General features: G+C 39.8%; 27 protein-coding genes. 19 read left to right on the top strand and 8 right to left on the bottom strand.

Annotated features, from left to right (window positions below; genetic code table 11):
- Nucleotides 1-16: 16 nt before the first annotated feature.
- From SPD53_RS06600 to SPD53_RS06570, 7 genes are all read left to right on the top strand, one after another.
- Nucleotides 17-295, top strand: coding sequence for a CD3324 family protein (locus SPD53_RS06600; RefSeq protein WP_156856958.1), 279 nt, complete (start codon nt 17-19; stop codon nt 293-295).
- A 426-nt stretch (nt 296-721) separates the two neighbouring features.
- Nucleotides 722-874, top strand: coding sequence for a hypothetical protein (locus tag SPD53_RS06595; protein WP_156856959.1), 153 nt, complete (start codon nt 722-724; stop codon nt 872-874).
- Nucleotides 875-1,173: 299 nt separating this feature from the next.
- Complete coding sequence (locus SPD53_RS06590; RefSeq protein WP_188856863.1) at nt 1,174-1,383, top strand: spore coat protein; 210 nt, start codon at nt 1,174-1,176, stop codon at nt 1,381-1,383.
- 121 nt (nt 1,384-1,504) lie between these two features.
- On the top strand, nt 1,505-2,068 hold the full coding sequence (locus tag SPD53_RS06585; RefSeq protein ID WP_229782636.1) for a spore coat protein: 564 nt from the start codon (nt 1,505-1,507) through the stop codon (nt 2,066-2,068).
- 20 nt (nt 2,069-2,088) lie between these two features.
- Nucleotides 2,089-2,523 carry a spore coat protein gene (locus SPD53_RS06580; RefSeq protein WP_188856862.1) on the top strand — a complete coding sequence of 145 codons (435 nt, stop codon included), beginning with the start codon at nt 2,089-2,091 and terminating at the stop codon, nt 2,521-2,523.
- A gap of 32 nt (nt 2,524-2,555) precedes the next feature.
- Nucleotides 2,556-2,918: a DUF2642 domain-containing protein gene (locus tag SPD53_RS06575; RefSeq protein ID WP_156856963.1), complete on the top strand. Its 363-nt coding sequence runs from the start codon at nt 2,556-2,558 to the stop codon at nt 2,916-2,918.
- 16 nt (nt 2,919-2,934) lie between these two features.
- The gene (locus tag SPD53_RS06570) at nt 2,935-3,144 is read left to right on the top strand and encodes a hypothetical protein (RefSeq protein ID WP_336252036.1); all 210 of its coding nucleotides are present in this window, start codon (nt 2,935-2,937) and stop codon (nt 3,142-3,144) included.
- Nucleotides 3,145-3,334: 190 nt separating this feature from the next.
- Here the strand turns inward: SPD53_RS06570 and SPD53_RS06565 are convergent, their stop codons facing one another.
- Complete coding sequence (locus SPD53_RS06565) at nt 3,335-4,270, bottom strand: Gfo/Idh/MocA family protein (protein ID WP_188856860.1); 936 nt, start codon at nt 4,268-4,270, stop codon at nt 3,335-3,337.
- A gap of 136 nt (nt 4,271-4,406) precedes the next feature.
- Here SPD53_RS06565 and SPD53_RS06560 point away from each other — a divergent pair, with 136 nt between their 5' ends.
- From SPD53_RS06560 to SPD53_RS06545, 4 genes are read left to right on the top strand one after another with little or no spacing between them, the layout of a single operon-like run.
- Complete coding sequence (locus SPD53_RS06560; RefSeq protein ID WP_156856966.1) at nt 4,407-5,333, top strand: glycosyltransferase family protein; 927 nt, start codon at nt 4,407-4,409, stop codon at nt 5,331-5,333.
- Between the two features lie 19 nt (nt 5,334-5,352).
- Nucleotides 5,353-6,033, top strand: a complete 681-nt coding sequence (locus SPD53_RS06555) for an acyltransferase (RefSeq protein WP_156856967.1) — start codon at nt 5,353-5,355, stop codon at nt 6,031-6,033.
- 38 nt (nt 6,034-6,071) lie between these two features.
- Nucleotides 6,072-7,298, top strand: a complete 1,227-nt coding sequence (locus SPD53_RS06550; protein ID WP_336252035.1) for a glycosyltransferase — start codon at nt 6,072-6,074, stop codon at nt 7,296-7,298.
- 22 nt (nt 7,299-7,320) lie between these two features.
- Nucleotides 7,321-8,325 carry a glycosyltransferase family protein gene (locus SPD53_RS06545; RefSeq protein ID WP_336252034.1) on the top strand — a complete coding sequence of 335 codons (1,005 nt, stop codon included), beginning with the start codon at nt 7,321-7,323 and terminating at the stop codon, nt 8,323-8,325.
- A 42-nt stretch (nt 8,326-8,367) separates the two neighbouring features.
- On the opposite strand, the gene wecB is transcribed toward SPD53_RS06545, so the two are convergent.
- The gene (gene wecB, locus SPD53_RS06540; RefSeq protein ID WP_442946181.1) at nt 8,368-9,438 is read right to left on the bottom strand and encodes a non-hydrolyzing UDP-N-acetylglucosamine 2-epimerase; all 1,071 of its coding nucleotides are present in this window, start codon (nt 9,436-9,438) and stop codon (nt 8,368-8,370) included.
- 91 nt (nt 9,439-9,529) lie between these two features.
- On the opposite strand from wecB, the gene SPD53_RS06535 reads away from it, so the two are divergent.
- From SPD53_RS06535 to SPD53_RS06525, 3 genes are all read left to right on the top strand, one after another.
- Entirely contained in the window at nt 9,530-10,747 is a 1,218-nt protein-coding gene (locus SPD53_RS06535) for a glycosyltransferase (protein WP_336252032.1), read from the top strand.
- 104 nt (nt 10,748-10,851) lie between these two features.
- A complete protein-coding gene (locus SPD53_RS06530; RefSeq protein ID WP_336252031.1) occupies nt 10,852-12,204 on the top strand; it encodes a nucleotide sugar dehydrogenase in 1,353 nt (450 codons plus the stop codon).
- Nucleotides 12,167-13,303, top strand: coding sequence for a DegT/DnrJ/EryC1/StrS family aminotransferase (locus SPD53_RS06525; RefSeq protein ID WP_336252030.1), 1,137 nt, complete (start codon nt 12,167-12,169; stop codon nt 13,301-13,303). Before SPD53_RS06530 ends, SPD53_RS06525 begins: the two co-directional genes overlap by 38 nt.
- A 15-nt stretch (nt 13,304-13,318) precedes the next feature.
- Here SPD53_RS06525 and SPD53_RS06520 read toward each other — a convergent pair whose 3' ends face one another.
- The 5 genes from SPD53_RS06520 to pdxR all read right to left on the bottom strand — a co-directional run bounded on the left by SPD53_RS06520 (nt 13,319) and on the right by pdxR (nt 18,362).
- Nucleotides 13,319-14,593 carry a glycosyltransferase family 2 protein gene (locus SPD53_RS06520; RefSeq protein WP_336252029.1) on the bottom strand — a complete coding sequence of 425 codons (1,275 nt, stop codon included), beginning with the start codon at nt 14,591-14,593 and terminating at the stop codon, nt 13,319-13,321.
- Nucleotides 14,594-14,727: 134 nt separating this feature from the next.
- On the bottom strand, nt 14,728-16,053 hold the full coding sequence (locus SPD53_RS06515; protein ID WP_336252028.1) for a hypothetical protein: 1,326 nt from the start codon (nt 16,051-16,053) through the stop codon (nt 14,728-14,730).
- A gap of 214 nt (nt 16,054-16,267) precedes the next feature.
- Nucleotides 16,268-16,420, bottom strand: a complete 153-nt coding sequence (locus SPD53_RS06510; RefSeq protein ID WP_336252027.1) for a hypothetical protein — start codon at nt 16,418-16,420, stop codon at nt 16,268-16,270.
- A gap of 334 nt (nt 16,421-16,754) precedes the next feature.
- The gene (locus tag SPD53_RS06505) at nt 16,755-16,922 is read right to left on the bottom strand and encodes a hypothetical protein (RefSeq protein WP_336252026.1); all 168 of its coding nucleotides are present in this window, start codon (nt 16,920-16,922) and stop codon (nt 16,755-16,757) included.
- Nucleotides 16,923-16,961: 39 nt separating this feature from the next.
- Entirely contained in the window at nt 16,962-18,362 is a 1,401-nt protein-coding gene (gene pdxR, locus SPD53_RS06500; protein ID WP_336252025.1) for a MocR-like pyridoxine biosynthesis transcription factor PdxR, read from the bottom strand.
- 115 nt (nt 18,363-18,477) lie between these two features.
- Between pdxR and pdxS the strand changes: the two genes are divergently transcribed.
- The 3 genes from pdxS (at nt 18,478) to SPD53_RS06485 (ending at nt 21,505) form a co-directional block, all read left to right on the top strand.
- Nucleotides 18,478-19,362, top strand: coding sequence for a pyridoxal 5'-phosphate synthase lyase subunit PdxS (pdxS, locus tag SPD53_RS06495; protein ID WP_255454389.1), 885 nt, complete (start codon nt 18,478-18,480; stop codon nt 19,360-19,362).
- Between the two features lie 392 nt (nt 19,363-19,754).
- Nucleotides 19,755-20,804, top strand: a complete 1,050-nt coding sequence (locus tag SPD53_RS06490) for a C45 family peptidase (RefSeq protein ID WP_336252024.1) — start codon at nt 19,755-19,757, stop codon at nt 20,802-20,804.
- A 170-nt stretch (nt 20,805-20,974) separates the two neighbouring features.
- Nucleotides 20,975-21,505, top strand: coding sequence for a VanZ family protein (locus SPD53_RS06485; protein ID WP_336252023.1), 531 nt, complete (start codon nt 20,975-20,977; stop codon nt 21,503-21,505).
- A 68-nt stretch (nt 21,506-21,573) separates the two neighbouring features.
- Here the strand turns inward: SPD53_RS06485 and SPD53_RS06480 are convergent, their stop codons facing one another.
- The gene (locus SPD53_RS06480; RefSeq protein ID WP_336252022.1) at nt 21,574-22,452 is read right to left on the bottom strand and encodes a LysR family transcriptional regulator; all 879 of its coding nucleotides are present in this window, start codon (nt 22,450-22,452) and stop codon (nt 21,574-21,576) included.
- Between the two features lie 139 nt (nt 22,453-22,591).
- Here SPD53_RS06480 and SPD53_RS06475 point away from each other — a divergent pair, with 139 nt between their 5' ends.
- Nucleotides 22,592-23,563, top strand: coding sequence for a DMT family transporter (locus SPD53_RS06475; protein ID WP_336252021.1), 972 nt, complete (start codon nt 22,592-22,594; stop codon nt 23,561-23,563).
- A gap of 199 nt (nt 23,564-23,762) precedes the next feature.
- Nucleotides 23,763-24,680, top strand: coding sequence for a chemotaxis protein (locus tag SPD53_RS06470; RefSeq protein WP_336252020.1), 918 nt, complete (start codon nt 23,763-23,765; stop codon nt 24,678-24,680).
- Nucleotides 24,681-24,747 lie beyond the last annotated feature (67 nt).

Below are 24,747 nucleotides of genomic sequence, written 5' to 3'. Positions count from 1 at the left end.
AAGGAGGAAGTTAAACATGCAGTACAAAAATGCAAAAGAGGTGCTTCCCCCTAGTCTGCTTAAAGAAATGCAGAAGTATATCCAGGGGGATTTAATTTATATCCCGAAAGCAAAAAAAGAGCGGGCAGCTTGGGGAGAAGTAAGCGGATCAAGAGAATTGATCGCGAAACGAAATGAAGAGATATTCCAGTTATACAATGAGGGAAAATCATTTGAAGAATTAGAGAAGAAATTTCATTTATCCTTTGATACGATTCGAAAAATCATTTATAAAATGCGAAACAATTATAAATAAATAATGACGGCGCGAAGTTCTATTCAGGAACTTCGCGCTTTCTTTTATTGGAAGAGCCCTGGGGAAGTTTGATTATAACCATTCTGTCGCTTGTTCCCCCGAACGTTTTCGTGCATTAATAAGAGTATAGCAATTGATAATTCTGAAAGGAGGTAGTGAGAATGTTTATAAAAATAATTGAGGTGGCTCTATTCTAGTCATTACCAAATTTCAGGTACATGCCGAAAAACAAGCAGCCTTCCTCATATTCAGGTAAATGATAAAGTGAAACTCATTCAGTGGGGTTTCCGTACCTCCCCACTGAATGTTAGTTGAACAGAATCAGGTATTTACGGACTGTATAACCCCCACCTTAACATATGGTTTTCCCTCTTGTTTAGGCGGGGTATTACAGACCGTTAATGCGTGATTAAGGGAGGAACAATCGTGCATATTGATATTGCTGTATATAAATGTATGGTCGATGAACGACTGGAAAAAGTAAAAGACGAAACGTATGGAAAGAAATGTTATGATGAGCAAACAAGAAATACGCAATTTAAATTGAAATTAATCATGATGTTGAACGTATTATTATAGAGAGAAAAAAAGAGCCACTATCTGCTACGGATAGTGGCTTTAAAAATATAGAAAGGGTTGTGGAAAAAGAATTATAAACATGGACACTGTTTGGGCAGCGTTCAGGAAGGATCGCCCCTTCCTTACTATATAACATGCATTTGCAATATTTTTGCTAGAGACAATGGTGCAGTTCTGCTTAAATGTATGATTGTACATGAGCAAGTTACCCTTCCTGTAAACATATAGACAACAGCATAGTCAGCTAACCGATTGATCTCATAGTCTAATATAGACATGTGAACAGGAGGGTGAGTTATATGAGTGAATCATCAAAACAGCCGCCATTAAATGAAAAGCTGGTGGAAGTGATGGTCCAGACCATATTGAGGAAAAATGGTGTGAAGCCTGACGAAGTGAAGAATAATATACCAGAAGAGCAGAAAAAGATGATTAGAGAAATGGTGGAAGACCTAAAGAAACAGGTTGCAGATTTCCAACAAAATCAAGCAAAAGATAAAAGTGATTAAATAGTGAAAGCACCTGCTGTGGGTGCTTTCGCTATTTTTATGAGACGTAGTGAATCTGTACAATCTTCTAGAGGAAAAAACCATAACAATATTATATAGCCAATAAGAAAGGAGTGTCAAAATGACGATTTATAGACATTCGGAATATGATTACGATGTAAGCAGGGGAAAAGGAGATAGATATTCCTACTTTATGGAAGAACCTTTAAAAAGCTGTAGCTGTGGCCATAGCTGTAGTGGCAAATGTTCTAACGAATCTAGCAAAAGCCCATCCCATAAATCAACAGAATCCGATTTCACAAGTGATAACAATGCGTTTGTACTGCAAGAGGGTACCGAATTATCTTTTATGGATCAGGAATCAGCAGAGCTAATTTGGGTGAAAGAATCGTGTAATATCACCGTAAGTTCAACAGATACGCAAATTGGGGTATCCCTGCAAGCTGCTTTACAGCTCGCCATTGCACTTGTTTTAAATATCTCGATTGCTGATGGCACACAACGTGATGCAGTGTCTCAAGAGTTGACTCAACATTTTAATATGGCGCAGAGAAATAAGCAAAAAATCTTTATCTATAATACGAAAGATGCGGTTGTAACGACTAGAGATACAGACCTAGCGCTTAATCTCCAGTTAATGCTTCAAGTACTTGTTGCCTTAGTGCTATTAGTTGAAATTCTATAAAATGAAAAGAGGTGGATTTGATGTCGAAAGTGAAAGAATGGAGAGCATTAGACCATTGCGATGATAAAAGAAATAGGTCACAGGCTATCGTAGAGCAAGATGCGAATCAAAAAAATATTACGAAGCAACAATCAGAAGAATGGATTATTATTAAAGACTCAGAATATGTCGAGGTAGAGACAACGGACACACAAGCCGCAGCATCTTTACAAATTGGGATTGAGGCGGCACTTGCGGTTGTACTCCGTTTAGCCATTGCGGATGGTGGCAAAGTGGAAGATATTTTGCAAGACTTTAACCAAATTACCAGAACGAGACAAAGCAACCGTCAGAAGACAATCGTGGAAAAATCGAAAGATGTCAATATCACGACAATTGATACGGATATTGCAATTAACCTGCAATTACTCATTCAACTGCTTATTGCTGTTATCGTTTCGCTGGAAATCCTTTAATGCTAAATCTTGAAAGAAAGGAGTGAATCATCTTGCCGTCACTAACGAATAGACAAAGAAATTTGTTGAACTTAATTAATCAACTATCACAAAACACAAGCACCGTCATTGAGAGTAAAACCGGTCTTGGAATAGATTTTCCGTCGGTGGACTTCAATATTGATTTTGGAGGAGTGTCTACGTCACCTTCTACTGGAAAACCACCGGCAGGAAATGTTCCAACAACAATGAGAGAATTATTAATGACTCTAGTGAACGAACAAGTGGAGGTTACAACTCCATTTGGAACGGTTTCGGGATTATTGCTTGCTGTTAAAGACGACTATATTGTGCTTGTTGAAAGTGGGTCACAAGTTTTGGTCCGAATAGAAGCAATTGAACTGGTCAGTGAATGATAAAGGAGGGTTTGACATGTTTGAAGCAACTTTTGCTGCTGAAATGGCTAAACGAATCGGATCAACTGTTGAGGTTGTGACTGACAATAATTTAATTGAAGGAATTTTATCCACTGTTACTGTCGATTTGGTACTAGTTATCGAAGTTGATAATGGTTACGATAATCTCAAGCAGTATGTATCCGTTGATGCAATCAATTACACACGCTTTCCCGCTGCAGCTTAATTAACTAGTCTAGTCTGTTCTGTTCCAATTCAAAACAGCCCTGCCTTAATTAGACAGGGCTGTTTCATTTAGATTCAAAACTCAACTTGCGCACATTTGAATAAAAACGATATGTTCCAGAATGCGAAAGCTGAGTACAAAATAAATAAAAGGTAAGAAATGAACATATAGATAATTGGTGTTGTAGAATTTAAGCTGGATGAATCGATTCGCTGATTTTAATTGTAAGCTCCATGATTCGTTTCCCTTGTTTTCCTGAAACAGCAGGTGGTTTATCAAATTTTATGCAATGAAGGAATTCTATTAATTGGATGTCTAATGGCTGAACACTATTATCGATTGTAATCGTTTTTGTTAAAGGAACTGCAATTTTCTTTGAGAAAGGTGTGGATGTTCTTGTTACGCGTATCGTTCTGTTCAGCAAATCAGCTTCAATCAAGGCCTCTTTTGTAAACACTTGAATTGTCCGAACTTTTCTTTTTGATTTAAAACTGGCAATCAGCTCTACAGTTACTCCTTGCGTCGATTTAAGAATTACAGCCGCGTGTTTCGTTGAATGATCGATAATATTTCCTAAAGCATGGAATTCCACTATTTTTTGCTTCAGAAGTTCATCTAGAATATAAAGATCATGAATCATCAGGTCTTTTACGACGTCAATATCTTTTAGTCTTGCATTGTACGGATTCAATCTGAAAAATGAGATACCGATAATCTCTTCATTTTCCAGTTCCTGTTTCAGGATTGGAATGAGTGGATTGAATAGTTCAATATGTCCCACTTGCAGCTTCACTCCAGCCTTTTTCGCTTTTTGTATTAAATCATCAGCTTCTGCTACAGTGCTTGTAATCGGCTTTTCAATCAACAGATGCGTCTTATTTCTGATGCATGCTAGACCGATTTCATAATGATAATCCGTTGGGACAGCAATACTTACCGCGTCTACACTTTGGAGAAGTTCATCCACGGATAGAAATTGTTTCACTTTATATTTTTCAGCAATTTCTCTGCTTCTATCTTCATCGTTATCAAATATACCGACTAGCTGACAATGATCTTGTAATGCTAGATATGTTTTCACATGATATTCTCCCATTTTACCAGTTCCAATCACACCGACTTTCATAGATAAATCTCCTCACTATTTAATTTCAATGATTACTGTCATTCTATGCAAGAGACTCGAAACGAGATAGACTGCCATAATGAAAATCTAAATTTGGCTCTTGTCTACGAGATAATAGAAAGGGGTTTATAGATCGATGCGGCATGTCTTATTTATTGGGGAAGATACTTCCCGGTTTATCAATAGAAACTTTTATTATTTGGAACAAGAACTGGCAAGGATTGTCCGCCTTACCGTTTGGAGGAAGTCCGGCAATATTGATTATATTTTAAATAGGCTGGAGACAAAGCCGGATTTTATTTTAATACTGAATGATATGGGACACCAATTGTTCCCAATGATTAAAGGACTAAGGAATTGCAGTATACCGACAGGATTATTTGTGACAGATGTCCATCGCCTTGTTAAAATACGAGAAAATTATATCAATAAAAATAAAATTGACTACCTCTTTACAATCGGATGGGAGAAATCCGTCCAAACATATCCACAGTTTAAACATAAACTAGAATGGTTCCCTCACTTTGTTCATCCTGGAATATATAAAGACTATTTTTTAGAAAAAGACATAGATTTCCTAATGATAGGTGCCGTTAATAAGACTTATCCACTACGTGAGAAAATAGTAAATGCTTATTCCAAAGATCCACGGTTCATCTGCTATCATCATCCAGGATATCGTGACTTCACTAGGGAAGAGGAGAAAGATAAACGGGTTGGTGTACATTATGCCAAGGAATTGAACCGCACGAAGATCTTCTTCACATGTCCTTCGATCTATAATTACCCTGTGATGAAATATTATGAAGCCTTAGCATGTAAAACGCTCCTACTAGCACCAACGTTCAATGAACTGGAAAGCTTAGGATTTATCCCAGGTAAACATTTCGTCGCAATTGATGAAAGTAATTTTAAAGAAAAAGCAGACTATTATTTAGCGAATGAGAAGGAAAGACAGCGGATTACCGAACAGGGTCATCAATTCATTCAGGAGAACCATACGGTGAGGATTCGGGCCAAGCAACTTATGGAGAAAATTGAATGTATTCTAGAAAGCGAGTAGCTAAAAAGGAGGATTCTAGTTGTCAAGTATACCTAAAAGTACCCATTTAGGTCATCACGTCGTAATCGAAGACGGAGTTTCTATCGGTGAGAATGTTGTGATTGGCCATCATACCGTTATTTTGCAAGGAACACAAATTGGGGATCATGTCACGATTGGTAGTAATTGTGTCGTTGGAATTCAACCGGCGGCAAATGAGAAAATGCGAAAAGAATCACCTATAGAGCGTAATTTGATTATTGGAGCAGGTACGAAAATCGGGCATCTTGTTTCAATTTATGCCGGCAGTACAATCGGGAGAAATGTCTTTATTGGGGATCACGCAAGCATTAGAGAAAATGTCCACATTGAAGAAGGCTCGGTCATAGGTAGAGCCGCGATTATTGAATTGAACACGACGATTGGGAAGAACTGCACGATTCAAACCCAAGCCTATGTGACAGGTGATACAACTCTTGAGGATAATGTTTTCATCGGTCCTTGTGTTTCCATGTCCAATGATAAATACATGGGAGCACAAGCATACACTTTGAAGGGACCGTGTATTAAACAAGGAGCAAAGATTGGCAATAATGCCTCTTTGTTGCCAGGTATAACGATTGGCTCGAATACAATTGTTGGAGCAGGTGCTGTCGTTACGAAGGACGTTGATACAAATATAATTGTTGCAGGGGTACCAGCTAAAGAAATCGATGCCTGAATCTACTAGCCTCTTCTTAAAGGAAAGGATGAATCGAGATGTCCAAAAAGGTTTGCATGGTTGTTGCCTATCATCCGTTTTTGGATGCAAGGATATTTAAAAAGGAAGCCAAAAGTCTACAAAAGATGGGGTACGACGTCTCGATGATTGTACCTAGGAAAAATGGTAATTTATTTGATATTGATGGCACACCTTTTAAAAAAAGCTTTAGAAGTAACGTGTTCATCCATGAAGGGATAAAAATAGTCACTTATCACGCTGAAAAAACGAGAAAATCATTGAATAAAGTGTTAAGTAGTGAAGATGTTTGGGAAACGGAAGGCTTCAATAATCCGCTAACAAATTTGGCGATGGCAGAAGATGCGGATATTTATCATACCCATGAATATTTATCGCTCTTTGCCGGAATTGGTATTAAACGGCGGATGCAGAAGGAGAAGGGAAAGAAGGTAAAATTAATTTACGACAGTCATGAGCTGACACCTGATCCGCTTCATCCGAGAACGTCTGAAGAAAAAAGGAAAAACTTAAAAGATAAGCTGTTCATCATGTTGAAAGAAGTCGATTACTTGATTACCGTTTCCGATTCAATCAAGGATTGGTATATAGCACGAATGCCGGATTTACCGATTGAGGTGATTTATAATTCACCTCCATTTATAAAAGATGTTGAGCTAAAAGCTTATGAAGGAAGTCAGTTAACAGTTGGTTATGAAGGAAATATTACACATCATAAAGGCAATCAGGAAAAGATTTTCGGAATTTCAGAAATATGTTCTCAGAAACTAGACTTTCAATTTAAGATTATTGGTGGCAGCCAGTTTGGAACTCCACTTAAAATCCCGAAGCATCTTACAACGATCATCAAGCAAACGGGCTGGGTGGATTACCATTCGATTCCGGAGCATATGCAAGCTATTGATATCGGTTGGATTGACTTGGAAGAGGTGCATTATTCGCTTAATAGTGATTATGCGCTACCGAATAAATTTTTCAGTTATCTGAATAACGGGGTTCCGGTAGTCGTAAATAAATGTCAGGAGATGGAAAATTTCATCCGAAAGCATAAATGCGGTTATGTGATCCAAAAGCAGCAAGCGGACGCAAAAGATTTTGCGAACGCATTTCTTTATCTCAAGCGAAATCCGGAAAAATTAGAGAAGATGAGTAAGAATGGAAGGAAAGTAATGGAGGAAATCTATTCATGGGAGGAAATGGAGAAACGGTTGGCCGGTGTTTATGCAAAACTTTTACCAACTCCGTAACGGTAGAATCGAGGTGAGATAGATGCGCGTGTTGCATATTCCGGAGGGCGGCTTACCAATGATCAATCTATGTCGCTCATTGCGTCTGCAAGGCATTGACGCGACGGCATGCCATTTTTATGCGAATCGTTACCAGTTTGAATCGGATGTTTGCTTAAATCTACAGGATATTCCAAAACACAAACGGTTGGAAAAGATTCAAAAGTTTTTTAAGAAAGCTATCGAGGATTATGATGTTTTTCATTTTCATTTTGGCGGCACATTCTTTCCTGATAAGCGTGATTTAGAGACGCTTCATAAAGCGGGAAAGAAGATGGTCGTCCACCACAGGGGATCGGATGCCCGTATCCTTTCTGTTGCAAAGGAGAAAAATCCGTATGTGCGTGTGAAAAATGAATGGACAGAAGAAAGAATTAGAGAGAATCTGACGAAGCTTTCATCGTATGTTGATCATGCGATCGCGCTTGATTATGAAATAGAAACCTATGTAAAAGATTATTATAAGCATACACATGTTATTCCCCACATTATTGATATCTATAAGCTAAAGCCGAATTACCCTACTATTAAACAAAACCCTCTTGTCGTCCATGCCCCGACCAAACGGAATTTAAAGGGAACAGAGTTTGTACTGGATGCTGTTCAGAAGTTGAAGAATGAAGGTATGTCTTTTGAATTTAAGCTAATTGAAGGCCTGAATCATGCGGAAACGATGAAGCTTTTATCTGAAGCGGATCTTGTGATAGATCAATTACGAATTGGAGCAGCGGGATACCTTTCCACAGAAGCGATGGCATTAGGAAAACCGGTTATTTGCTATATAAGGGAAGATCTTGTAAGTAAATATCCGGAAGAATTTCCAGTTGTGAATGCTAATCCAGCTAATATTGCTGATGTACTGAAAGATTTGCTTCATACTCCGGCACAATGGAAAGCATTAGGTGTCCAAGGCAGGGCTTACGTGAAAAAATATCACAGTGCGACCAATGTCATTCATCAATATATCGATGTTTACAAGAAATTATAACTCAAAAGAGGTGAACTTGCTGGTCACCTCTTCCATTATTCTTTAAAATTCTTTGAGAAGTATATTAGCGATTTTGTGGGCAGCTCCGGTACGATAAAGAGATTGATTTGCTGTTGGTCGCTGTATATTTTGAATAGTATCGATTATTGTTTGGGAGTCGGCACCAGCTAGTTTGTTCCAGCCGGATTCCACTGTTTCCAGCCATTCCGTTTCCTCACGAAGGGTGACGCACGGTACTTGAAGCATGCAAGCTTCTTTCTGCAAGCCTCCTGAGTCCGTGAGAATAATATCTGCCTTTGCAGCCAATGCGAGCATACCAAAATAATCCAAAGGATCAACGAGTTTAATATTGGGAGAGCGGACGAGATCATCCAATTGATATTCCATAATTTTACTTTTTGTTCGTGGGTGCAAGGGGAGGACGACAACTTTATCCAACTGCTGAAAGGCCCGGAATATTGCTTTTAAACGGGTAGGGTCATCTGTGTTCTCTGCTCGGTGGACTGTTGCTAAATAATAGTCCTTTTCCTTAAGTTTTAAATTATCCAATAAGAAAGAGTGCTTTGTTGCAAAAGGTTTAAAATGTGTAATCGTATCATACATGATATCTCCCGTTCGATAGACACCTTGCTTAATTCCTTCTTTATTTAAATTTTCCACAGCATAATCCGTTGGACAAAATAAATAATCAGATAAATGATCGGTAATGATTCGATTCATTTCTTCGGGCATTTTTTTATTAAAACTGCGAAGACCGGCTTCGATATGAGCAATGGGAATATGGAGTTTCGCTGCAGCGAGACTTCCGGCTACAGTAGAGTTTGTATCCCCATACACAATTACTACGTCCGGTTTTACAGACATCATTAACTTTTCTAATTTCAGCAACATGTTGGCAGTTTGTTCACCATGGGTCCCAGAGCCGACAGCTAAATTATAATCCGCTTCAGCAATATCTAACTGCTTAAAGAAAACATCAGACATATTATAGTCATAATGTTGTCCCGTGTGAACGATAATCTCTTTGATGTGAGGATAGCTTTTAAAAGCTTTAGACAACATACATGCTTTAATAAACTGGGGCCTTGCACCTACAATCGTCAATGCTTTCATCATCTACTTTCCTTTCTCAAGCAATTTCTATATTTTATTCTTTAAGTTTTTAGTTGTTCAGGAGTTCGTGCAGTTAGGAGTGAGAATTATCGTGAAACATGTATGTATATTAGTATCGGAGCATCCTTTTTTAGATGCGAGAATCTTTAAGAAGGAAGCTAAAAGTCTCGTAAAAGCGGGATTTCAAGTGACGATGATTGTACCTCGTAGGAATGGTTATTTATTCGATGTGGACGGTACACTGTTTAAGGAGCATTTCAGGGAAGAACAATTCTCTCATGAAGGCATCAAAATCCTAACCTATGAGGAAATCCACCATGAAAAACAGTTAAAAAAACTTTATACTACGATTAAAAAAAATAAAGACATTCTCTATACAGACCGATTCATTCAATTGGCGCTTGCTCAGCAGGCTGATATTTATCATGCACATGAATTTTATTCTCTGTATACTGGTGTTCAAGTAAAACGGGCACTCTCATCTCGGGGAAAGCAAAGCAAATTAATATATGATAGCCATGAAGTCGATCCAGACCCGCTCTTGAAACAAGCAAGTCGGACAGAACAAATTAAGCGCGACATGTTAAAACTGATGTTAAATGAAACAGACACGATAATAACTGTTTCCGAATCGATTAAACGGGATTTCCATTCACTGGACGCAGCCTTATCAGTAGAAGTTATTTACAATACACCTCCACTTAGTAATGGTTATCATCCAGGACAAGGGAAGAATGAGCAGCTCGTTCTCGTGTATGAAGGCGTCATGAATGGAAAAAGAGGCAGCTTCCATAAGTTAATGAAGATAACAGAATTATGTAATGAACAGTTCCCGCTCAAAGTCATTCTGATTGGTGGAAATAAAAAATCAGAGAACCCTCTTTTAATCCCATCTTACCTAGAGGATAAGATTATCCAAACTGGCTGGGTCGATTATGAGGAGATACCAGAAAAGATGAAAGGAGCAGATTTGGGTTGGGTGGATTTGGATGCGAAAGGGTCTTTGAACAATCGATATGCAATGCCGAATAAATTCTTCAGCTATTTAAATAATGGCCTGCCGGTAGTTGTGAATCAATGTGACGATATGAAAGAATTTATTCGGAAATATAATTGCGGTTATGTCGTTAAAGGGCGTGAAGCAACCGCGGAAGATTATGCTAAAGGTTTGCTCGATCTTAACTTCAACCGAAAGCAAATTCATGCAATGAGTCTTCAAGCGAGAAAGGTGATGGAAGAGAGATTCAGTTGGGCAAAAATGGAAAAGCGGCTTCTATCTATTTATGATGAGCTTAACGAAGGTGGATGAATGATGAGGATAAACCAGATTCTATTTTTCTAATCATACGTACAATCAATGAAACAATATAAGACATAAAGTATCACATACTAATGAAGAAATGAGGGAATGGTATGGCAGACTATTCTAGTTTACCTACCGATTCAGTAGCTGTAATCGGGCTTGGTAAAATCGGACTGACATTAGCAGCAGTGTTTGCGAATAATGGGTTTAATGTGCATGGTGCTGATATTAATGAAGATGTTGTATCATCGATCAATCAAGGGATTTCCCATATTAAAAATGAGCCAGGTTTAGAAAAATTAGTTTCCGAAGCTCATAATAGTAAAACGTTGTCTGCAACGAAGCGGACCGCAGAGGCCGTTCAACAATCGAATATCATAATTGTCATTGTCCCTGTTCTCATTGATGATGATAATCATATAGACTATCGGTTCATTGATCAAGCGGTGCTGGACATAGCGAAAGGATTAAAGAAAGGCTCTCTTATCATATTTGAAACAACACTTGCACCGGGCGATACGCGCAATAGATTTGGTACGAAAATAGAAGAAGTTTCAGGTTTGAAAATGGGGGAAGATTTTCATCTTGCCTACAGTCCGGAAAGAGTTTACTCGAATCGGATCATCCGCGATCTACAGAGCTATCCTAAAATCGTTGGCGGATTGGATGAAAGAAGTCTCACATTAGCAAAACAATTTTATACGAAGTCTCTAGGTTGTGAGCTGATAGATGTAAGTACACTCGAAACAGCCGAATTTTCCAAAGTAGCAGAATGCGTTTACCGGGACGTCAACATTGCCCTCGCGAATGAATTGGCTATGTTTGCGGATGAGAAAAATGTTGATATCAATGAAGTGATTACAGTAAGTAATAGTCAGCCTTATTCGCATATTCATCACCCTGGAATTGGCGTTGGCGGTCATTGTATTCCAATCTATCCTTACTTTTTCATCAATAAAGGCTTAACTAGTGGGCTAACCCCCTTAGCGAGAACGATTAATGATCAAATGGCTGACTATTCCTTAGCGAAGATGGAAGAAGAGTTAGGGACTTTCCAGGATAAAAATATCCTTATCCTCGGGCTTTCTTACCGGGAAAATGTGAAAGAGCCTACAAAGTCTACGGCGCTCATGCTCATTGATAAGCTTAAGCGAGCAAAGGCAAATATCTTTGTCCATGATCCTCAGTTTACAACAAGTGAAATAGAACGTTATGCTGTCCTCCCTCTACAGTTGAGTGATTCGGTGATTGAAGAAATAGATGCCATCATTATTCAAGCTTTCCATAAGGAATATGAGAATCTTGATTTTGCAGCGTTCACCAATTGCAAGCTCGTTTTGGACGGTCGGAATAAAGTAAAGGAAGAGGAAATAAATAAATTAAATATGACGTATATCGGAATCGGAAATGGACGGGGGGATTCTAATGAAGGAAGAAATAACGCAGCGGATTCCAATGGTTGATTTACAGGCAGAATTGAATTTATTACGTACCCCTATACTTGAAATAATGACAGAAGTGTTGGATAGTGGGAATTATGTACTTGGGGAAAAAGGGGAGATGTTCGAGAAATTAGCCGCGGGCTACGTAGGAGCAAACTATGCCCTCGGGGTAGCGAATGGAACGGATGCATTAGTCTTGGCGTTGAAAGCATTAAATATTGGCCCAAAAGATGAAGTAATTACAACTCCATTTACTTTTTTCGCCACAGCTGAGGCAATTGCTGAAGTTGGGGCATCTCCTGTGTTTGTTGATATTGAAGCAGATACCTACAATTTTGATCCCGCCCAAATTGAAGCAGCTATTACCCCAAAAACAAAAGCAATCATAGTTGTCCATTTATACGGTAGGGCTGCAAATATGAAGGAGATCATGTTCCTAGCTGAAAAATATAATTTACGTGTGATTGAAGATGCTTGCCAGGCAATTGGCACGGAGTTTGAGGGAAAACGAGTTGGTGCCATTGGAGACATCGGCTGCTTTTCATTTTTCCCGTCTAAAAACCTAGGAGCTCTCGGGGATGCGGGCCTTGTCACGACGAATAAAAAAACACTCTACGAAACAATGCTCAAACTCCGCAATCATGGGAGCGATAAAAAATATCATCATTCTTTAATTGGTATGAACAGCAGATTGGATGAGATGCAAGCAGCTATTTTAATCGTCAAATTATATTATTTAGATATTTTCTTGGATAAGAGGAAGGAAGTCGCGAGAAGATATACTAAAAACTTACCCGGCTTTTTATTGAAGCCAAACGTTCCGAGTGGTCGCGAGCATACCTTCCATCAATATTGTATCGAACTGGATAACCGGGATAAATTGGCGGCTGAATTGGCAAGAAACCATATTGCTTCAGCGGTTTACTATCCAGTCCCCTTACATTTACAAGAAGCTTTCCGTTATTTGAATTATAAAAAAGGAGCATTCCCGGTTGCGGAACAAGCAGCAAATCGCATATTGGCCCTACCAATTTATCCGATGATGACCTCCCAGCAGCAGGGATTAATTATTTCAACGATCAACCGGTTTTTTGAAGAGAAAGGCAATGAAGAAAAATGATTTTTAACATAACATTTATAAGTAATTTAAAAATTCATACCACTGCTTCTTGTGTTTTCGTGTAATACTTTCCTTATGTTCCCTAATATTATAAACGGTGAAATTTTCATATTGGAAACGGTACGTTGTGATTAAACGGTTTAGCACACTTACATCTTCAAACAACCTGCCATTTTTAAAAGGAACAATGGGAAACCCGCCGATTGCTTTTAATGAAGCCGTCCGGTAGATTCGTGGACCAAGCGGGAAGTGATAAGACAGTAAATCCTTTCTTTCATGAACCGGTCTTCCTGTCGTTATACTTTTGAACAGAATATTCCCTTCTCGCTGCTTCCAACGTCTGAAATTACCATATAAGACAGCAACATCTTCAGGTAGATGAGGGAGATGACTTTTGATTACAGAAACAGCATCCGCGTCAAGCCAGTCGTCTGCATCGAGCTCTAAAATAAAATCAGAAGTAACATAAGGCAGTAAATCATTGAGTGCCTTTGCTTTTCCCGCATTCTCCTTGGTGAATAATTGGATTACGGGCTCATGTCGCCAGTTTTGCATGTGTTTATAGGAGTCATCCGTTGAACCATCATCGATGATGCAAATTTGTTCTGACCTTTCGGTTTGGAACAGGCATGATGTTATTGCGGCTTCCACATAGTTTTCCATATTATAGTTTGCCATGAGAATGGTGAGGCTCGGGTGTTCCGTAGAGGTTTTCTTGTAGTGATATTTTTCAAGCAGTTGGAGCTTTTCGATCCGGTCGCGCGTTGTACTTTCTGTTGCCCGCTTTATTAGGTCTTTTTTAACTACTATCACTGCATCATCCATGGTGGAAAGCCATGCAGAAAAGAGTGCTTCTTTGAAAGGGAGCTGATGATCTAGTAGAAAAGGATGATTCTGTAAATATGCTGTCCGGACGAGGAGGGGGAAGGGCAGCGAAATATGCTTAAGGGAGTAGTTATGCTGCATGACCGCCTGGGAGGAGTTCAACTGGAGTGCTTCATTTGTGATTTTAGGAGAAAGATACTCGGACTGTTTTAGAAAAAGGATGTATTCACTTTTTTGTTGTGCTATTACTTCATTTAGAAGCTTTCCAAATCCATTTGGTTGGTAGGTGTGAACAACTGGATTTGGGAGCATGCTTTGCTTCTTAGGCATGGGAAGGTGAATATCTTTTTCTTGCAGGATTGTGACGGAATGTAGCTGGGAATTAATGTTATAGAGTGAGGTTAATGCTCGGTGAAGATGCGCAGAACTCGGATAGTCCATTAGAATAGCACTAATTGCTTTCATATGGATTCCTCCATTCTTGTTATCCATTATATATATGAAGATGGTCAAATTTTTATAACTGGAAAAAGGCAGAGCTGTATTTGATCATAACCCCAAAAACAACTCTGCCTAAATTTAGGTTCGTACTAGAAAACTTACTGAATGTCGCGAATGTAAGCAGTGGATGTGTCACCTTCATTGTAGTATATCATGACCTTTCCAGTCGCTTCGTCAAGAAATGGCCCGGCTGCCGCATCACTTCCAAGATGATAGTGTTCTAGTACTTCTCCAGTTGCTGCGTCAAGTACACTGAATAGGTTTTTTGAATCCGTGCTTGCGCTACCTAATGCCTCGGTGTATATGTAGATATAATCATCCGAATAAGCGCTGTACATATAATAACTGAAATCATCATCCGTATCTTGATCGTCAATTGTTCCGTAAGCATCAGTCCAAAGATGGTCATATGAGCTCGCGTCATAGGCTAAAATACCGTTCTCTACTTTAACAAAGAAACGATTATTGATTAAATCAAGTGTAACATTATTTTCATCATAGACGTGGTCAATAGGGGCGGCCTCTGTCAGTTCTTCCTGCCTTCCATCTTCTTCATGGAAAGAAATGATTTGAATTTCCCCATCACCGTAGTCTGAAACATTCATTAGACCATAAAACATATCGCCATCCGTTGCGACATCATAGAAGAAACCTTCATCTTCATAAATGAGTTCTCCTGTTTCTTGGGAGTACACTTCAAGGATTTCCCAACTGGAAAAGACGATATTATTATCTGTCAGAGAAAACTGTGGAAACCAACTACTGCTAATTCCATCGTCATTTTCCCAAAGAATTTCGTTCGTCTCAAGGTCAATTGCATAAATACGCTCATCCGTTCCGACAAAAAGAGTGTCCTCATTTTTTGCAATGGTGTTGAATCCTTCTTCAGGCAGGATTTCTCTAATTTCCCTTGACTCCATATCTAATTCTAATAAGGCGTTTTCCCTGTCAAATTCGTTATCACCAATTGGGAGAGAACTTATAAAATAATATTTTTCATCAAGTATTTCGGTATAGCTGTTGTTTGAATGGGTAATTCTACCTTTTTCCGCATCACTTTCCAACGACTCAATCGAAGTTGTTAAGCCTCCCCATGTCCCTTCTAAATAATCCATATAGAAACTAGTATCATTATCTTCCATGATAAGGAGACCGTTACTGGCGATGGAATGATAGTAGTTATTTGGAGACGGGCCCTCCTCAATCTTTACGGCTTCAAAATCCCCATCTGTAATAGCTGTTGCTTCCAGATGTTCTAACGCAGTGAAAGCAGCTTCCCAAGTAGTAACGCTCTCATTACTTTCATCGTTTCCTGTATCTTCTTCTACGTCAGCCGTGTCTGGATCATCCGGTTCAGATTTCTCTGCTTCATTCGTATCATCATCCCCGCATGCGCTTAGTAAAAGGAGAATAAATAAAAGCATAAGTGGATAAGTAATTATTTTTATTTTCTTTAGCATGCAAGCACCCTTTCTCTGGATAAACTCGTTTTAATAATACGACAATTTAGGCGAATCTGAAAGGTGCTTAGTGCTTAAATATATGGAAGGGATAGGTAGTTAACTAGGGAAAAAGAGGTGTCAGCGGGGAGTATGTATGATGAACCAATTCAGGTAAAATTCGTGCTCATTCAAGCATTTATTTTCGGACGGTACGAATGTCGACTTCCTTACCGTATTTTCGGCGGACCGCTCTTCTTGCTTCGATTTGTGTTCTGGCGTAAACGGGGATACTTTTTGTTTCATTATCTTTCTCAATTGTTACGCGAAAACATTTTTCACCGCATCGCATGGTGGAATCCTCCTTCATTTATCACGCATTAACGGTCTGTAATACCCCCACTTCTAAATATGAGGGAAGCCCAACATGTGAAGGTGGGGGATATACAGTCCGTAAATTCCTGATTCTGTTCAACTAACATTCAGTGGGGGAGGTAAGGAAACCCCCACTGAATGAAGTTTCACTTTATTTTGCTTGTTACTTCTATCATACCGATAAGGGGAGGGGGTGTGAAGGGAATGGTTTTCAAGTAAAACAGAAAGCGTGACAGTTCGTAGTGTTTTCGAATGTCACGTTTATACACTAGCAAGTGAGTTAATATTTTTATTTTACTTTTGAATACTGATTATTTGATTTTTTCATCTCTCGCTTCGAAAATGATCCGCGTCATCAAGTTATCAAGTTCTTCAATAGTAAATCCTTGTTTTCCAGCTAATCCATCCTTATCAACGGCATTCAGATTGTCACGTGGATACAACATTTGCTTTCGACGTTTGTACGATTCTTTGTCCATAAAGCAATCCCTCCTCGCTATATATTGGTAAACAAGGGCTTATTTCTGAGTTTCCCAGCAACCCATCAGCAACTGAATCGCTTCCTCCAATTCTGTCTCGGGTATGCTCGCAAATCCGAGCAAAATAATCGGTTCCGCACCGAACTGCTCTTCCATCACATAAAAGGAAAGCGGGTATATTTTTAAATCTGCTTGATAAGCTTTTTCAACGAGTGTTGCTTCCGACATTCCGTTTTTTATTTTCAAAACAACATGAAAGCCGGATAAGTCCCCGATTACCTCAACGAAATCTTGATACGATGCAAGTGTTTCTAAGGTCAATTCCATTTTCCGCCGGTACACATTTCGCATCCGGTTAAGATGTCTTTCAAAATCGCCTTCTTTCATAAATTGTGCGAGGATATGCTGGTCAATACGAGAGACCGAGCATTGGAAATAAGATAACTTTTTCCTGTGAAATTTCATTAAGTGCTTCGGGAGCACCATATAGCTGATTCTAATGGACGGAATCAGGGATTTGGAAAAGGTGCCAAGATAGACGACCTTTTCATTCTGATCAAGACTTTGCAGGGACGGAATCGATTTACCGGTATAGCGGAATTCACTGTCATAATCATCTTCAATAATATAGCGGTCATCCTTCTCCGTTGCCCAGTTCAGCAATTTAATCCTGCGGTTGGCTGAAAGTACGGAACCAAAAGGGAATTGCCGGGACGGGGTGACGTACATAATATCAATTGGTGTTCGCTCGAGTTCACCAATTTTTACCCCATCGTTATCGACTTGCAAAGGATACACTTTATTCGGATAGTGCTTGAGCATTCGAGACATGACATGATAACCAGGATCTTCCACGCCATAAGTAGTCGTATTTCCCATAAGCAGGATAAATTGTTGCAACAGTGTCTCAATTCCAGCGCCGAGAATGATGTCGTCGGGAGAGCATTGTACCCCGCGGGCTTGATAAATATAAGTCGCGATTTCCTCTCTTAAATGAAGCTCTCCCTGCGGATCTCCCAAAAGAAGTAATTCTTGATTGTCCTTCGTTATAATATCTTTCGCGTACTTCCGCCATTTGGCAAAGGGAAAATGCTCGGTATCGATCCAGCTCGGATGGAAGTCATAACGGATTTGTTTCTTTTCGATTTGGTATTCCTGAATGGTTCGTGCTGGCTGTACATATTCGAGGTCTTCCGAGGCGAGGACGAAATAGCCTTTTCTTGGTTTTGCCTCAATATAACCTTCCGCGACTAATTGATCGTAAGCTTGTTCAATCGTGTTCTGACTTATCTTTAAAAAATCCGCGAGCTTCCGTTTGGATGGAAGCTTCGAACTATACGTAATTCTTCCTTCCATAATTTCTTTTTTTATAAAATTATATAATTGTTCATAGAGCGGGATCTCACTTTCACGCTCTAAATGACAAGTTAACATATTCATTTAGGGACCTCCTTGTAAACTGACCCTGTCAAAAGTTAATAAACTGGTTCTTTTAATGGTGTCACTATACTCTTATAATAAACTAAAATTCTAATAAATCAAAGGAGTGGTCCAGTTGGCAATTCAAGGACTGACAAAACATGCAGAAGTATTGGAGAAAATTAAAACAGGCGGGGTCATCATGGACGTCGTTAATGCGGAGCAGGCAAAAATCGCGGAAGAAAGCGGTGCGATTGCGGTCATGGCATTAGAGCGTGTTCCTTCAGACATACGAAAGGCAGGCGGAGTAGCCCGGATGGCAGACCCGCGCATTGTCGAAGAAGTAATCCAGGCTGTAAATATTCCGGTAATGGCAAAGGCACGAATCGGTCATATTGTAGAAGCTCGTGTGTTAGAAGGACTTGGAGCAGATTTCATCGATGAAAGTGAAGTGCTCACACCTGCAGATGAAGAATTCCATTTGCTGAAAAGTGATTTTACCGTACCATTTGTTTGTGGTGCAAGAGATTTAGGTGAAGCTGCTCGCCGAATCGGGGAAGGTGCCTTAATGATTCGTACGAAAGGTGAACCTGGAACTGGAAACATTGTAGAAGCTGTCCGTCATATGCGCCAAGTTCAAGCACAGGTGCGAAAAGTTTCTGTGATGAGCGATGATGAATTAATGACTGAGGCAAAACTTCTTGGTGCCCCTTATGAAATTTTAAAACAAATTAAAGAAGCGGGTAGATTACCGGTATCCAACTATGCAGCAGGAGGAGTTGCAACCCCGTCAGACGCCGCATTAATGATGGAGCTTGGTGCAGATGGTGTATTTGTCGGTTCAGGAATTTTCAAATCGGAAAACCCAGAGAAATTCGCCAAAGCGATCGTCCAAGCAACAGCAAATTACGAGGATTATGAATTAATCGGCCAACTGTCCAAAGAATTAGGTACCGCCATGAAAGGAATCGACATCTCCACACTAGGCGAACACGAAAGAATGCAAGAACGCGGCAAGTAACCGAAGTGGGACACGGGGGTCAGAGCATTTGTCCCACTTGCGGTCCAAATAGCTTATGTATTGGGCACTGATCCGGTTGATCAGTGTCTGTTTTTTTGTTTGAGAATGATTGTTGGGTAATGATGAGAGTTGTTAGTGCCAGCCACTACTTTTTACGGCTTTGTTAAAGCACAGAAATGACCTGTCAATGCCCGCCTCGGCAAAATACTAGCGCTCTAGGTTACTGACAACTCTTATCAAAATCCATTTTCATGTGAAGTCAGGTGACTGGACTCTATTGCTCCCGCCCTAGCGTAATCTTAACGTTCCAGGTCACAGACCAAGCGTATCAATATCCCGTGGCTGACCCGGAAGCCCTTTTCAAGTACAATGGTAATAGAGGAGGGAAACGATTGAAGCGGATTTATAGTGATGTGGTGCAGTTTCGTGGTTCGCATTATGATTATGGCTTCATGCTCGGTGAACAAATCAAAGATTCCTTGATCATGAAAAACCGGGAGCGGATCTGGAAAGTGCGCCAGCCAAGGTTTACAACAAAGGAACAAGAAACGAAAGAGATGCTCACAAAATATGCACCTGGAATTTGGGAAGAACTTGAGGGGTTGAAAGATGCATTGCAACTCCCGATGTCTATCATTTTACGAGATTTTTCCGGATACCGCTTGCCCATTGAGAAAAGCGGCTGTTCCATCGTGACCGGGAAAGACTTTATGGTGCGAAATTATGATTTCCATCCAAAAACATATGAGGGCAGATACCATATTTACGAGCCGACTGATACAGGATACGCAACAATCGGACCTGCCCAGAGAATAACCGGTCGGATGGATGGCATGAATGAGAAAGGTCTTGTAATGGGATATAATGCAATTAATCGGAAAAAGCCCGGCGCAGGATTTGTTTGCTGGATGATCGGCCGGATGCTTCTTGAGACTTGTGCTACAGTTGAAGAAACGATTGATTTTCTAAAAGAAATCCCGCACCGACATAGTTTCAGCTATATCGTACTAGACCCAAATGAAGAAACATTCATCATTGAAACAAGTCCCCGAGGTGTCGCAGTTCGGAGCGCGCAGAGCTGTACGAACCATTTTGAAATTCTAAAAGAAGAGAACCGTCGGCATTTAGTTGATTCTGAAGCCCGGTTGGAAAAAATATCAGAAAAAGAAGTTCTTGGTAGTGTAGCGGAAGCCTTCCGTTTTATGAATGATCCGGAGCAAGGTGTATTTTCCAAACAATATAAAAGCTGGGCCGGAACAATTCATACGTCTGCGTATTTACCAAAAGAAAAACAAGCGTGGCTTGCGCTTGGAGAAAATCGAGAACCAACTATATTTGATTTCTCTCGCTGGCTTCAGGGAGAAAATATAGCAACATCGAAAGTTTACGGAGCGGTTGATACAGACATCGGATTTGCCCATATGGATGATGGACTTAGATAAAGTGAAACTTCATTCAGTGGGGTATCCTTCCCTCCCCACTGAATGTTAGAGTTTTATGGACCGTATATCCCCACCTGGTAGTAGATTTAGGGAAAGTAGTTTTAATGGTGGAGCAGGGTATAGTGTTTATCTCCGTACGATGCTTCTTACAATGGAAAAGGTGGTAACAGATGGAGCGGCTTAATGTGGAAAAAATCAAAAGGCGTCAACGGGTAATAACTATTAGTCTTCTAGTTATCTATCTGCTTGCATTAACTTGGATTATCTTGTTTAAATTGGCTTTATCTTCTTATGAATTGCCTTACATGAGAAATATTAATATAGTCCCTTTTGCAGATTCGACGATCATTAATAATCAAATTGATTTTGATGAGATTATTTTAAACATCATTATTTTTATACCTTTTGGAATTTATTTGAGCATGTTGAAGCCAAATTGGTCGTTTTTGAAAAAAATTGCACCAATAGCGAGTGTAAGTTTGTTGTTTGAAGTACTTCAATTCGTATTTGCCATTGGTGCATCTGATATCACAGATTTTATAGGTAATACATTAGGTGGAATGGTAGGCATTGGGGTTTACTTTATACTCTGCAAAATATTTAAAGAGAAACAGAAAATAAATAAAGTCTTAAATGTCTTAGCTATAATTAGTACAGTTTGCGTTATAGGATTATTAGGACTACTAATTATAGTCAATTAAAATAGTTTATGAAGGTAGTAAGATTTTAAAGTAGGTAAATATAATGACTAGCAAAACTGTCCCTCGTATTAATATTTAAGCGAATGAATCTCCATATCTTTATTCGTTTCAATTGTTTCAATAAACTTCTGCAATGTATTTGTAAGGAATGTATCTTCTCTCCGAATGAACATTGTTTTCACTTTATTATATGCATCCGGTAAAGAATAACTGGAGATCAGTCCGCTTTCTTCCAAATGACTTACGGATGATCTCGGAACAAAGGCAATGCCCAGTCCAACGACAACACTACGGAGAATCGTCTCTAATGTACCGAACTCCATAATTTTCTTCGGATGAATATTCTCATCCTCATACCAAGACTCCAGACGGGCCCGGTATCCACATCCTTTTGAAAAACAAAGAACCGGCTCTTCCTGGATTGCATCGGTCAAATCTGCTTGGTGGTGGGCGATGAGTACAAGTTCCTCTTCAATCACTTCATGTGCCACAATTTCTGGAGAGAAATTCCCCGCTGTTACAAAGGCACCGTCCAACTGGTGGTCCAATACTTGTTTTTCCAAATGGTCGGTCACTCCGGAATATAGCGACAAATTGACATTTTTGTACTTTTTAACGAAAGAAGCAAGGATATTCGGCAGTTGAAAGACTGTTTCGATTGTGCCAATTTCGAGTCTCCCGGCAGGTTCTTCTTTACTTTGCACTGCTTTTTTCATTTCCTTGGCGAGCAACGTAATGTCCTCACTATATGTCAAAAGCTTTTTTCCTTCAGGTGTCAGAGTCATACCGCGATGGTGGCGATTAAATAAGGGTGTGTTCAATTCTTCTTCCAATTTCTGAATCCGAGATGTGATATTGGATTGGACGTAGCGAAGTTCTTTCGCTGCAGCTGTAATCGTCCCTTTCTTCGCCACAACTTGGAATATTTCCAAATCCTTTAATTCCATGACTTTCCTCCTCAATCTTATAGCAACTCAATGGTATCACTTAAAGTGATGGATGTCATCATTTTAATTCGTTTTACAAGATACCTACAGTGTTAGACAATCGTAATAGAATAGATAGAGAGAGGGGAAAAGGGCAGGAATGAGAAAGAGTTTGTGGTTTGGAGCAATTCTTTGTTTTATCGCCGCGGCATCCTGGGGTGCGATGTTCCCAGTTGCCCATTCGGCGTTTCAACATATTGATCCATTTTATTTTACTATTATTCGTTATGTAGGTGTAAGCGTCATTTTAGTGGCGTTTTTATTATGGAAAGAAGGGAAGCAGGCTTTCCGTTTGGAAGGAAATGGAAAACAACTATGGTTTTTCGGTACAATGGCATTTACCATTTATAATTTGCTGATCTTCTGGGGAGAAGACTTATTAGGGGAGTCTGGAATCATGGTTGCTTCGGTCATGGAAGCATTAATGCCGATGATCTCCATCGTGATCGTCTCCTTGCTATATAAAAGCTTACCGAAAAGTCTTACCTTAGGATTCGTCGTTCTTGCTTTTGTCGGGGCGGTATTGGTTATTACAAAGGGAGATATCCAATCATTCCTCGGCGCAACGAGCAATATGTTTCCATCCTTGTTAATATTGATTGCAGTGATTGGCTGGGTTGTCTATACGATGGGGGGACCACGGTTTGCTGGTTGGTCTGCCTTACGCTATTCCACGTTAAGTTGTTTGCTAGGGACAGGAACTGCGGTAGTTATCGTTGCTATCTTAACTCTTACCGGCTATGTTTCAGTTCCAACAGTTGAGACGCTAGTTCTGACGAGTCCACATTTGGCATTTATGACAATTTTCCCCGGAGTTATTGCACTTGTAGGCTGGAACGTCGGGGTGACAATCTTGTCACCGATTAATGCGCTATTATTCATTAACTTTGTACCAATCACAACGCTGACCATTTCATTTATCCAAGGCACTAGCCTGACTGCGTATGATTATATCGGTACATTGTTCATCATCGTCTCCTTACTCGGCAATAACCTTTATTTAAGAATGACCGAGCGGAAAAAGCAAATGAGAGAAAGCACCGATTCACGTCTCGCGGAACATACATCGTAATGAATCAGATTTCTGGAAAAAGCTATTTCCACCGGTTGGAGAGCTGCATATTATGAAAAAAACCGCTAGAATTTACCAGGTCACAGCGATGGGATTTTGATATATAAAATGCTTCATGTCAATATCGATTGAAAATATGGTGGCAACACCGTAAAATATAGTGTAAAATATCTCACGTATTAGAGATAGGAGAATCGGTATGACAAAAAGTATAAACAATGGAATTTTATTAGAAAGCGGAACGAATGAACTGGAAATTATCCTTTTCGAATTAGGGGATGAAACCTTTGCGATTAATGTGCTGAAAACGAGGGAAATCATCACTCCTATTCCGATTACAAGCATTCCGAAAGCTCCTGACTATGTAGAAGGTGTCATCCACTTGAGGGGAGAAATCATACCTGTAGTCAAGCTTTCAGACATTGTAAATAAAGAGGATTCGATAAATCCAGAGCAAGATCATTTTATTATCGCCGAACTAAACCAGATCAAGATTGCCTTTCGGGTTCATAAAGTGAAGCGTATCAACCGGATTTCCTGGGAGCAAATTGAGAAGCCGAGCGAACTCGCCACAGGTAACCAACCGTATGCGACAGGCTTGATTAAACTTAATGATGACACGCTCGCGGTCTTCCTTGATATTGAGAAAATTGTCGTCGAAATCAATCCGGAATTAGGCGGGAATGTGGACAGTATTAAAGCGTTAGGGCCGAGGGAACGCACGATGAAAAAAATTATTCTCGCAGAAGACTCAAGTGTATTACGGGCATTGCTTAAAGATACATTGGAAAAATCCGGCTATGATAATGTGACAGTTTTTCAAAACGGGAAGGAAGCTTGGGAGTATTTGGAAGTACTTGCGAAGGATCAATCGGTCGATCCCGAAGAAATCGTGCAGCTTGTACTGACAGATATTGAAATGCCCCAGATGGACGGGCATCATCTGACCCACCGGATAAAGCAAAATAATCGTCTGAAAGGTATCCCGGTCATTATTTTCTCCTCCCTGATCACGGATGATTTATATCATAAGGGGGAAAAGGTCGGAGCAAGTGCACAAGTGAGTAAACCGCAGCTTGTCGACCTTGTGAAAGAAATCGATAAATATATTTTATAGGTTAGAGGAAAGTAAAACGCGTCACAACGGTTCAAGGGTTTGAGCCGCTGCGATGCGTTTCTTTCGC

It is taken from the genome of Oceanobacillus sp. MO10714A (assembly GCF_037072045.1).
GTDB lineage: Bacteria > Bacillota > Bacilli > Bacillales > Amphibacillaceae > Oceanobacillus > Oceanobacillus indicireducens.
Note: the sequence above shows the minus strand (reverse complement) of the source record. Positions and strands in the feature narration are given on the sequence as shown.

What these genes read in the sequence shown, in the direction of transcription:
- SPD53_RS06600 (WP_156856958.1), top strand. Translation starts at nt 17, where the DNA reads ATGCAGTACAAAAATGCAAAAGAGGTGCTTCCCCCTAGTCTGCTTAAA.
- SPD53_RS06590 (WP_188856863.1), top strand. Translation starts at nt 1,174, where the DNA reads ATGAGTGAATCATCAAAACAGCCGCCATTAAATGAAAAGCTGGTGGAA.
- SPD53_RS06585 (WP_229782636.1), top strand. Translation starts at nt 1,505, where the DNA reads ATGACGATTTATAGACATTCGGAATATGATTACGATGTAAGCAGGGGA.
- SPD53_RS06580 (WP_188856862.1), top strand. Translation starts at nt 2,089, where the DNA reads ATGTCGAAAGTGAAAGAATGGAGAGCATTAGACCATTGCGATGATAAA.
- SPD53_RS06570 (WP_336252036.1), top strand. Translation starts at nt 2,935, where the DNA reads ATGTTTGAAGCAACTTTTGCTGCTGAAATGGCTAAACGAATCGGATCA.
- SPD53_RS06565 (WP_188856860.1), bottom strand. Translation starts at nt 4,270, where the DNA reads ATGAAAGTCGGTGTGATTGGAACTGGTAAAATGGGAGAATATCATGTG.
- SPD53_RS06560 (WP_156856966.1), top strand. Translation starts at nt 4,407, where the DNA reads ATGCGGCATGTCTTATTTATTGGGGAAGATACTTCCCGGTTTATCAAT.
- SPD53_RS06550 (WP_336252035.1), top strand. Translation starts at nt 6,072, where the DNA reads ATGTCCAAAAAGGTTTGCATGGTTGTTGCCTATCATCCGTTTTTGGAT.
- SPD53_RS06545 (WP_336252034.1), top strand. Translation starts at nt 7,321, where the DNA reads ATGCGCGTGTTGCATATTCCGGAGGGCGGCTTACCAATGATCAATCTA.
- wecB (WP_442946181.1), bottom strand. Translation starts at nt 9,438, where the DNA reads ATGAAAGCATTGACGATTGTAGGTGCAAGGCCCCAGTTTATTAAAGCA.
- SPD53_RS06530 (WP_336252031.1), top strand. Translation starts at nt 10,852, where the DNA reads ATGGCAGACTATTCTAGTTTACCTACCGATTCAGTAGCTGTAATCGGG.
- SPD53_RS06525 (WP_336252030.1), top strand. Translation starts at nt 12,167, where the DNA reads ATGAAGGAAGAAATAACGCAGCGGATTCCAATGGTTGATTTACAGGCA.
- SPD53_RS06520 (WP_336252029.1), bottom strand. Translation starts at nt 14,593, where the DNA reads ATGAAAGCAATTAGTGCTATTCTAATGGACTATCCGAGTTCTGCGCAT.
- SPD53_RS06515 (WP_336252028.1), bottom strand. Translation starts at nt 16,053, where the DNA reads ATGCTTTTATTTATTCTCCTTTTACTAAGCGCATGCGGGGATGATGAT.
- SPD53_RS06510 (WP_336252027.1), bottom strand. Translation starts at nt 16,420, where the DNA reads ATGCGATGCGGTGAAAAATGTTTTCGCGTAACAATTGAGAAAGATAAT.
- SPD53_RS06505 (WP_336252026.1), bottom strand. Translation starts at nt 16,922, where the DNA reads ATGGACAAAGAATCGTACAAACGTCGAAAGCAAATGTTGTATCCACGT.
- pdxR (WP_336252025.1), bottom strand. Translation starts at nt 18,362, where the DNA reads ATGAATATGTTAACTTGTCATTTAGAGCGTGAAAGTGAGATCCCGCTC.
- SPD53_RS06485 (WP_336252023.1), top strand. Translation starts at nt 20,975, where the DNA reads ATGGAGCGGCTTAATGTGGAAAAAATCAAAAGGCGTCAACGGGTAATA.
- SPD53_RS06480 (WP_336252022.1), bottom strand. Translation starts at nt 22,452, where the DNA reads ATGGAATTAAAGGATTTGGAAATATTCCAAGTTGTGGCGAAGAAAGGG.
- SPD53_RS06475 (WP_336252021.1), top strand. Translation starts at nt 22,592, where the DNA reads ATGAGAAAGAGTTTGTGGTTTGGAGCAATTCTTTGTTTTATCGCCGCG.
- SPD53_RS06470 (WP_336252020.1), top strand. Translation starts at nt 23,763, where the DNA reads ATGACAAAAAGTATAAACAATGGAATTTTATTAGAAAGCGGAACGAAT.